This is a genomic window from Elizabethkingia argenteiflava, from assembly GCF_009904105.1.
Lineage (GTDB): Bacteria > Bacteroidota > Bacteroidia > Flavobacteriales > Weeksellaceae > Elizabethkingia > Elizabethkingia argenteiflava.
The window spans coordinates 1-9,488 of sequence record NZ_JAAABJ010000577.1; the positions used below are offsets into that span (position 1 = coordinate 1).

At 28.1% G+C, this 9,488-nt stretch carries 7 protein-coding genes and 1 pseudogene; all 8 read right to left on the bottom strand.

Translation table 11 applies throughout. The annotated features are described in order from the left end of the window. Window positions 1-403: 403 nt before the first annotated feature. The 8 genes and pseudogenes from GNY06_RS09580 to GNY06_RS14280 all read right to left on the bottom strand — a co-directional run bounded on the left by GNY06_RS09580 (window position 404) and on the right by GNY06_RS14280 (window position 9,227). Entirely contained in the window at window positions 404-2,587 is a 2,184-nt protein-coding gene (locus GNY06_RS09580; RefSeq protein WP_166519874.1) for a peptidase domain-containing ABC transporter, read from the bottom strand. An 18-nt stretch (window positions 2,588-2,605) separates the two neighbouring features. Next, window positions 2,606-3,865 carry a radical SAM protein gene (locus tag GNY06_RS09585; RefSeq protein ID WP_166519875.1) on the bottom strand — a complete coding sequence of 420 codons (1,260 nt, stop codon included), beginning with the start codon at window positions 3,863-3,865 and terminating at the stop codon, window positions 2,606-2,608. Then, window positions 3,862-5,079, bottom strand: a complete 1,218-nt coding sequence (locus tag GNY06_RS09590; RefSeq protein ID WP_166519876.1) for a radical SAM protein — start codon at window positions 5,077-5,079, stop codon at window positions 3,862-3,864. Before GNY06_RS09590 ends, GNY06_RS09585 begins: the two co-directional genes overlap by 4 nt. Window positions 5,080-5,155: 76 nt before the next feature. Further along, on the bottom strand, window positions 5,156-5,335 hold the full coding sequence (locus tag GNY06_RS09595) for a hypothetical protein (protein WP_166519877.1): 180 nt from the start codon (window positions 5,333-5,335) through the stop codon (window positions 5,156-5,158). A 93-nt stretch (window positions 5,336-5,428) separates the two neighbouring features. Further along, window positions 5,429-6,330 (bottom strand): annotated as a pseudogene (locus GNY06_RS09600) (IS982 family transposase). Window positions 6,331-6,436: 106 nt separating this feature from the next. Continuing rightward, window positions 6,437-8,605 carry a TonB-dependent receptor domain-containing protein gene (locus GNY06_RS09605; RefSeq protein ID WP_166519879.1) on the bottom strand — a complete coding sequence of 723 codons (2,169 nt, stop codon included), beginning with the start codon at window positions 8,603-8,605 and terminating at the stop codon, window positions 6,437-6,439. Between the two features lie 70 nt (window positions 8,606-8,675). Further along, window positions 8,676-8,843 carry an integrase core domain-containing protein gene (locus GNY06_RS15245; RefSeq protein ID WP_166519881.1) on the bottom strand — a complete coding sequence of 56 codons (168 nt, stop codon included), beginning with the start codon at window positions 8,841-8,843 and terminating at the stop codon, window positions 8,676-8,678. Beyond that, window positions 8,844-9,227, bottom strand: coding sequence for a DDE-type integrase/transposase/recombinase (locus GNY06_RS14280; protein WP_166519880.1), 384 nt, complete (start codon window positions 9,225-9,227; stop codon window positions 8,844-8,846). Window positions 9,228-9,488: the final 261 nt, after the last annotated feature.

The following is a 9,488-nucleotide window of genomic DNA, read 5'->3' on the forward strand; positions in this document are numbered from 1 at the left end:
AGCTCTTCTATACTTCTACCATTATCGAATTCCTTCAAAATACTGGAAATCTGATTCGCACTGAATTGTTTCTTTTTCATAATATATAATCCTAAATTTAAACTTTTTGTCTAAATTATAGTCGTAATATTTATGGGGGAGTTTACAACCATACCGTCCCGAAGTGATTGCATTCTATTGAAGAATTACCTTGTTTTCTATTTTAATGTCCATTAACTCCATCAAATCAGGTATTTGCGTTAGTATTAAGACAAATGTAAAGATTTAAAATAATAAGATTAGACTTTATAATTAAATAATACATTTATAGCAAAAAAAACAGCTAATATACTTAAAATTGACATAATTATACCTAAAAAAGTAAAATATTTTGGAATTTTATCGATTATTTTTTCATTCATAATTAAAGCCCCAATTCTAATTGGTTTTGTATAAGTTCAAAATATTTCCCTCTATTTTTAATTAGTTCCTCATGGTTGCCTTTTTCAATAATTTTTCCATTATCTAAAATGATAATTTGGTCTGCATTTTTGACAGTAGATAATCTATGTGCAACTACAATCATTGTTTTATCTTTAAAATAATTATCAATATTTTCAATTATAATCCTTTCATTTTCTGCATCTAAAGAATTGGTAGCTTCATCAAAAAATAAATAATCAGGATTTTTATAAATGGCTCTTGCGATTAGTATTCGCTGTCGTTGTCCATGACTTATGCTCACTCCCTCTGAACCTATGATCGTATTTAGTTTAAGAGGTAGCTTATCAATAAAATCATCAACATTGGAAAGTTTAACAGCATTTAATAATTTTTCTTGATTTGCATTTTCTTCTAAAGAAATATTATACGAAATAGTATCTGAAAATATAAAACTATCTTGTAAAATTACACCACATTTATTTCGCCATAATGTATTTTCTATTTCTTCTAAAGGAGTGGTATGTAATAAAAGGTTACCTTGTTGTGGTTTGTAGAATTTAAGAATTAATTTTAAAAGAGTGGTTTTACCACTGCCACTCACACCTACAATAGCAGTAGTCTTTTCTTTTGGAATTTTTAATGTAATATTTTTTAAAATACGAGTTGAATCATCATAAGAAAAGCTAACGTTTTCAATGTTAATATCTTTTATTTCAGTTAATTTAGAAACCTTACTTATATTTTCCTCATTGGACTTATTATGAATTTCATTTAATCTTTCAAAGCTTGCCTTTACTAACTGATACTGTAGAACAAAATTGATTACTTGGCTAATGGGAGAATTAATTCCTCCCAAAATGAACATGATAGCCAACATGCTACCAACGGTCAGAGTTTCATTCATTACAGCCATTGATGAAACAAACACAACTAAAATGGTTTGAAAGAAACTGATAAATCTATAACTTTCATATTGTTGATTGGTTTTAAGTTTATCAATATTGTTTAAGTAAATGGTAGTTTGGATTTTTTGCCATTCTTTACGCTTATTTTCTTCTAGGTTGTTTAATTTAATTTCTTGCATTGAGTTGATTAACTCATAAATTTTGTTTTGGTCTTTAGCTTGTAAAGAGAATGTTTTTTGGTCTAATATTTTTATTTTTTTTAGAAAACTGAATATCCACAGAAGCTCAGTGGTTGTACCTATAAAAACAATCAAGAAAATATTTACATTAAAATAAAGCAATATAAATGAATAAATTATAATACTAAAAACAGAAAATACCATCTGAATGAGGTCTTTTGATAAAAATTCTTCAATTCTTTTATGGTCTTGTATCCTTTGAGTTAAATCTCCAATATTTTTACTATTAAAAAATTTTAAAGGTAACTGCATTAGTTTAATAAGAAAATCAGAAATAATAGATAGGCTTATTCGACTACTTATATGAATAAATAACCACGAACGATAAAACTCTAGCCCAACTTTACTGATAAACACAACAACTTGTGCTGTTAAAATAAGATATATAAAGGAGACATCTTTTAATACAACTCCTTTATCTAATATTTTTTGAGTGAAAAATGGGAATATAAGTTCAATACAGGAAGATATTAATAAAGTAAGAGCAATTAAGAAAAGCTGTGTATTATGCTTTTTTAGATACTGTGTAACATATTCCAAACTTCCTTTAGCTCTTTTTTTAGTGGAGATGTTTTCAAACAACATTTTTGTTGGCTCAAGTAATAAAATAATACCTTCCTCTTTTTGTTGTGTCCAACCTTTTATAAAGTTTTTTTTTGAATATACTGTTTTACCAAATGCAGGATCTGCAACATATACTTTTTTAGATGTTATTTTATAAACAACAATAAAATGATTTTGATTCCAAAAAAATATAGCAGGAAGTGGAGCATTTTCAACAGTACTTTCAAAATCTAATCTTACAACCAGTGTGTTAAAACCTAACCTGTTTGATGTTTTATCTAAATCTGAAATTGTAATACCCTGTTTTAATAAATTACTATCTACTAAAACAGAGTTTGAATTTGAAATATCAACATTGTAATACTTACTAATCATTCTAAGGCATGCCAAACCACAATCTTGGCTATCTAACTGTCTGTAAAAAGGAAAACGAAGTTTGTATCCGAAATTAATCATAGTATTTGCAGATATAAATTATCTTCGAAAATTTTCCAATTTGTAAGAGTAATTGGGATCCACTGCATTTAGGAGTTTTTTTTCTATAATATGTATAGCATCATTATATGATAGTTTATTAATTCCATTTTCCCCTCTAAGCGGGGCAGGTAAAAATTCTACTATTTTGTTTTGAATATGAATTATAAGCTTAAGAAGATCATTGCAATACACAGAAGGATTATTAAAGCCATTTTCAATATTGTATCTATGAGGTATATAGCCACCACCACAGGTTTCGTTAATTGGACAAACAATACATTTCTTAGGAAGATTAAAATGGCTATAATAATATTGTTCTGCTAAATCTGTCTTTAATGCATCACTTATACTACTTTGCATAACAGTTGTATTTGTTTTTGTAAAGCTTTCACCGCAAACCTTCAAAGCATCAACTGCTTCAAATGTACCATTAGTTTCAACAACGAGAACTTCATTATGCAGATTTCCCATTTCATCACCATTAATGTCTCCTCCCATGATTGAATGGATGTACTGATTAAACCTCCTTATATTTAGTCTATTTTCATCATTAATCCATATATCGAATAAATCAATTAACCAATCCGCATAAGGCGTCTTCGATTTTACATATTGTCCTTTAATAGGTTTCGCAGGTAATGATTGATATGTAGCCTCTGGAATCAAAAAATCGACTGATTTTATTCCTATTTCTTTGAAATGATTATAAATCTGTATTGGATTTGAATTAATATTTATTACCGAAAGTACTCCTACGTCAATGTTAGATTTGTGGGAAATTTTAATTGCCTTTATAATCCTATCGTAAGATCCTCTTCCAGAATGATCTATTCGATTTGCATCATTGTCTTCCTTCAGACCGTCTATACTGATACCAATAGTTATTCCTAATTTTGATAATAAATGACACCAAGATTCATCTAATAAAAGACCATTTGTTTGCAAAGAAAATCGCACATTAATACTTTTTGGGGATAGAATATTTTTAGCACAATGAACAAATTTTTCAACGAATTTTTTACCCGACAGTAAAGGTTCTCCACCATGTAAAATAAAAGTGAAGCCTTGAATGTTATTTTCAATACAATGTTCTTTTACTTTATTAAACATTTGAATCATAACCATGTCAGACATGAGTTTTGGCTGAAGTTTATATGATTCATCTCCCATATTGTACATGTAGCAATACTTACAATTAAGATTACATCTACTGGCTATTTTTACCACTAAGTTTCTGCATGTAGGATTATTTTTCATATTGCAAAAGATTTTAAAAATTCATTTTCTATATTATTGTGAAAATTTTCTATTTTTTTTACATAATTAAAATAATTTATTATTTCTATATTTTCTTTTTTTAATATTTCTTTCGGTATTTCTGAGAATACCACATTCTGAATATGCAAAATAAGTTTTAAGAAATCTTTACAAAAAACGGAAGAATTATCAAATCCATTCTTTTTGCTGTATCGAGCGGCTAGATTTCCTCCTCCACATATTTCTTTTATTATGCATTGATTACATTTGTGAGTAAGTTTTTTATGAGAATGATAATAAAAATTAATTAATTTTGAGTCTGAAACCATAGAAATTTCATGTTTCAATATATTCAATCCTGTTTTGGTGAACTTCTCCCCACATACTTTTAAATAATCCACAGGTTCTATTTCTCCATTGGTCTCTATAACCAATAATCCGTTTTCAAAATTTCCAAATAAATCGGTAGGATATTCTTCTCCAAATAATGAAGAAATGAATCCGTTAAACATTCTAATATTTATTTTATTATTATCTTTATACCATTCATTAAAAATATTAATTAACCAATCGGAGTATTCTGTTTCTAAATTTTTCAATTCTTGATCATGGGTTACATAAGGGAAAAGAAAGTCGATATTTTTAACTCCCATAGTTTTGATAAAAGAATATAATTCAAGAGGATCCATAGTAGGATTAATAACACATAAAAGCCCTAAGCTTTCTTTATGGTATTTATAATTAAAGGCATTTTTAATTCCAGTTATTACATCAGGAAAAGAACTTTTCCCATTTTTATACAACCTAAATTTGTCATTGTATTTTTTCGTCCCATCAATACTAATACCAATTTGGATCTTTAATTCTTTAAATAATAGACACCATTCATCATTGAGTAAAGTAGCATTAGTTTGAATAGTGTAATGAATTTTGATTTTATTTTTAAATTTTAGATTGCATTTTTCTACAAAAGTGTTATAAAACGCTGGTTTTAATAATAAGGGTTCACCACCATGAAAAACAAATAAAAATTCTTCTATGTGATTGTCCCTACAATGATTATAGACTTTATTAATTACCGCATCTACAATTTCCCCGCTCATAAATTTTGGTTGGATTATATAAGATTTATCATCCTGATTGTAGACATAGCAATATGTACAGTTTAAATTGCACCTGCTAGCAACTTTTAAAATTAAAGATTGACATTTCATTTTACACTCTACTTTAAATGTTTAAAGAAGAGTTGTCTTCAATTTGATAACAACTCTTCTAGGTGAAAAAGTTTAATTAGCTTTTCATCCAAGTTGCATCACCATGGGCTTTTAACCATGATGGAGCTACATGACCACCTACATTGTCAGTTGTCATTTTCAAAATTGCATCTTTTACGACTGAATTCTTAATGTTCGAAATTGATTTTTTCAAATCTTTAGAATTTTTTTGTAAGTCAAATCTAAAATTTTTCATTTTTTATAGATTTTTTAAATTTAGAATTATGAATCAAAGTTTTAATACATTAGATTCTTTGTTGGTATTGTTTGCTAGCATTATTTATTCATATTAAAGTGTACCCGTTGTACATTTTAAATAATACTGACTTTTGAAGTTATTGATATTTCGGTTAAATATGTCTTGTTTATGAACTGTACAACAGCTAAAACCGTTATTTTAGCTAATAATCGGGTTTTGAACCCTTCAAAAGTTTTGGCATAATTCCTTCGTATCATAAACTGATCGCAGAGTTGTGAGAACAGCATCTCAATCCTCTTTCTCTGCTTTTTGAATAAATACAACTGTGACTTATAGTCCTTTTGATTAACTCTTTTAGGTATTTCCAATTCAATGTGTGCGTAATTGAATAAATCAATTTGCATTTCAGACGACAAATATCCCTTGTCCCCAAGTAATGTACAATCTGATAATTGTTCTCTAATATCTTTTAAATAATGAGTGTCGTGAATAAAAGCTGTGGTCAAATTTATACTTTGGAAAACTCCACTTACAGAACAAACCGCATGAAGTTTATAACCATAAAAATGTATTTGTTGTGATGCACAAAAGCCTCTGTTTAGATAATAATATTCAGCATCTTTACAGATTTTTGAAGTGCCTAATTTGGAAAGTTTACAAACTTCTATAGCCATACTATCAACAATAAATATCGTGGCGAATTCATTAAAACTTCTTGCTATTTTCATTCGTATCTCATTCATATTATTAGCCAATCTACGTTTGCGTCGATTATAAACACGTCTATCTATTTTTTGCCCAATAGCATCCGGAATATGCCGAAAAAGATGATTTTCACTATCCAGTCCCATAAATTCAGCGGTTAATGTAAGACTTATCAATTTCAAATCTTTTAGCTTTGGAACTCGTCTTTGATAAGACAAAAAATTTTCATTTGATATTTTTCTTAAAAATTCTAAAATTCTTTCATAATTTGCATTTAAGTTGTTCATTGTAACTATTTTATAGTTAATTCAATTTACTTATTTTCAATCAAATGAATAACTTTTTCCTTTTCTAAATCATAATGCACAACGGGTTAAAGTGTATAAATCAATATTATTTCGCTCTGCTCTTTTCCTCTTCATTACTTTGTTCTCGTTTATGTGATTTTAATTGTTTTCCAAAATTCCATGCCAATGATAATCTAATTTTTTGAGAATCAGGATAATCATAATTATTTTGTTTAATGCCATTAACTATTTGTGTAAAAGTATATTTATTGGTTTTAAAAACATCTATGGCGTTAATGGCAACTTCCAGTTTTTTCTCTAATAAAGAAAATTTAAACCCAGCATCAAAATAGTATCTGCTTGAAATCTTATAACTTCCTGCTACAGAAGGAGACATATAATTAAAGTTCAATTCTGCTTTAATCGTTTTTGCCTTGTTTAAAATAAATGCGTTATTTGAATTAAATGTAAAAGCCCAACTGCTGATACTTGGTACACTTTCTTCTATTTTAGATAGAGTTTTTGAATAAGAAATTGTCATTTGATTATTACTTTCCCACCATTTAATTTTATTGAAAACATAATTTTCCATTAACCCCACTGTTTTTTGAGTATAGAAATTGTATGGTGTTACGATTTGTGAAATATTTGTTTTAGAAACATAAGTAACTTGGTCAAATCCATTGGTTAAATAGTTAAAATAAATTGAGGTATAGAAATCTTTATAAGTATGAGATATATCAATATTATCAGTAAAGAAAGGCTGTAAAAATGGATTTCCCTCTGAATAATTATATGAAGAAGAATAAAACCTAAAAGGATTTAAATCACCATAAGTAGGTCTATCAATTCTTTTATTATAATTCAATCCCCATGAACTATTTTCAGTTGCTTTATATGTTAAATAAAAAGTCGGGAATAATTGAATGTAATCATTTTTATTGGTTTGACGAAGAGTTTCTGAATATCCTTTGGTTTGTGTGCTTTCTAATCTCATACCCAACTGTAAATTCCATTTTTCTGAAAGTTTTTTATTTCCTGAAATATATAAGGCTTGTGTATTCTCTTTATAGTTGAAAATATTGCTTTTTGATGGGTCAAAAATTGGATTCATACCAGTAGTATCAAAATAAGAAACCTTGCTGTCATTATTGATGAAAGATATTTTTCCACCAAAAGAAAGATTGATCCATTTCAATGGCATTTCATAGTCTATTTTGGCAGAATATATATCTATATTTTGATTACTCAAATTATTTACAGAAATATAGCGATTGGGCGCGGGAATATTATTAGAGAAATAAGTATTCGTGCTGAAATTATTATCCAAATCTGATTGGAATTTAAAATAATCTATATCTATTGAATATTGAGTACCAAGAGTATCTATTTTTGTTACACTATGAAAGTTTAAAGAATGTGTATTTCTTTCTATCTCTAAGCGAGATGGGGTAATAATTAAGGAATCTAAAACAGAATTATTGTTGGTAATATATGAGGTGTTTTTACGCTTAATGAGAGGTTTACTAAATGCTCCCAAATACTCAATATCCATAGTTGTTTTAGGACTTACTTGATAACCTAAAGCAAATTTAGCACCTAAACTATTCTGAAAAATTCTTTTATTATTCGTTTCAAACCAAGTGTAATTCGGGTAATAAAGAGTATATTCTTGATATGGAGCAGTACTGCCATTGCTATAATTAATGTTTGAAGTAATAGTCCATTTGTTTTTTTGATAATTTAAACCGCCTCCCAAACTTCCCAGTGGGTGCTTAGCTTGCGTATATGAGGTTTTTAAATTGCCACTAATACTGTTTTTTTTAGCCTTCTTCAGTTTAATATTTACGATACCACTATTACCCTCTGCATCATATTTTGCAGGAGGATTGGTAATAACCTCTATGCTTTTTATAGCATCTGATTTTATAGTTTTAAGAAAATTAATCAAATCGTCATCTGAAAGTTGCAGCAATCTGTCATCTATCATTACAGACACTCCACTTTTGCCTATCATAGAAATTTGATCATTCTGAATCCTTATACCAGGGGTGATATTCAAGACATCCAAAGCATCTCCACCTGTTGCAGATATAGAGCTTTCAACATTCAAAACTAATCTATCTACTTTTCTTTCGATAAGCTTTTGTTTTGCTTTAATTTCAACTTCTTGTATTTGTTTTTCAAATGTTTTATTAATCGAATCTTTAATATTTATTTGTGAAAATAAATAAATATTAAAGAAAAGCAATGAGATAGAAATTAGTTTTTTCATTTCATTTTTTTTATTTCGATATCATAAATTTTACTTATGATTTATGGTATCAAACCTATATAAATTTTTATCATAGTCCTAAAAGAGTATCCCAAAATTTATAAATCTTGGGTAATTTTTCAGTAATTTCTGGTATTTCATCAAGATTTGAAAAAAAATACACATCCCAAACACCTTCTCGAAAGGTTTTATTAAATCTTTCAATTAAAGAATTGTGCGTGGGTCTTCCTTGTTGAATTTAGCTGAATTTTATATCATTTACCAAACTCCAAGTCTGAATCAAATGTGAAATAAACTCCGGACCATTATCCATTCTTATCTTTTTTGGTTTTCCATAACGGTTCACTAAGTGGTTCAGAATCCAAACAACACGGCTGCTTTTGATGGAATAATCCGCTTCTATATGCAAAACCTCACAATTATAATCATCAATAATATTGAAAGTTCTGATTTTTCTTCCATTTTCCAACACATCACTCATAAAATCCATACTCCAGCTTTGGGCAAAGGATTTTGGAATCTTTAGAGGCTCTTTAATTCGGGTAATTTTTCGCTTCTTAGATTTTTTTCTCAATGATAATCCTGCTTGCTTATAAATCCGATGAAGTTTCTTGTCATTCACTTTATCACCTTGATTTCTGAATCGGGTATTGCTAAATATAGGATTGTGTTTTTCAGTAAATATAAAAAAAAAAAATGGATTGTCAAAATGTTATCAGTCTGAAAAAGTAAAAAACGGTATTGTCAGGAATTTTTAAAGATACAAATGTAAAAATTGTGGATTTAATTTTACGGTATATAAAAGAGGGGGTGAATATTCAAAAACAATCAAAAAAAAAGCGCTTCAACTTTATCTTGAAGGCTTGGGCTTTAGATCAATCGG

Coding starts and splice junctions, on each gene's coding strand:
- GNY06_RS09580 (WP_166519874.1), bottom strand. CDS start 2,587: ATGATTAATTTCGGATACAAACTTCGTTTTCCTTTTTACAGACAGTTA.
- GNY06_RS09585 (WP_166519875.1), bottom strand. CDS start 3,865: ATGAAAAATAATCCTACATGCAGAAACTTAGTGGTAAAAATAGCCAGT.
- GNY06_RS09590 (WP_166519876.1), bottom strand. CDS start 5,079: ATGAAATGTCAATCTTTAATTTTAAAAGTTGCTAGCAGGTGCAATTTA.
- GNY06_RS09595 (WP_166519877.1), bottom strand. CDS start 5,335: ATGAAAAATTTTAGATTTGACTTACAAAAAAATTCTAAAGATTTGAAA.
- GNY06_RS09605 (WP_166519879.1), bottom strand. CDS start 8,605: ATGAAAAAACTAATTTCTATCTCATTGCTTTTCTTTAATATTTATTTA.